1 pseudogene is annotated in these 207 nt (G+C 52.2%); it reads left to right on the top strand.

Annotated elements, in window-relative coordinates:
- Positions 1–207 (top strand): annotated as a pseudogene (locus DW743_RS18585) (IS200/IS605 family accessory protein TnpB-related protein); the annotation flags it as partial.

Genomic DNA, 207 nt, shown 5'->3' with positions numbered 1-207 from the left:
GTGGATCTCGGCATCAATACGGATGCAGTCTGTACCATCATGCGTCCAGACGGAACTATCCTGGGGAGAAAGTTTATTAACTTTCCCAGTGACAAAGACCGGATGTACCGTGTGCTGGGGCGGATCCGAAGATTTCAGCGGGAACATGGATCGCGTCAGGCGCAGGGAAGATGGGCATATGCAAAACGTCTGAATACAGAGCTTGGC

This window comes from Blautia sp. AM28-27, assembly GCF_003480905.1.
GTDB classification, from domain to species: domain Bacteria; phylum Bacillota; class Clostridia; order Lachnospirales; family Lachnospiraceae; genus Fusicatenibacter; species Fusicatenibacter saccharivorans.
The sequence above is the reverse complement of the archived record's forward strand: the minus strand, read 5'-3'. Positions and strand labels throughout refer to the sequence as shown.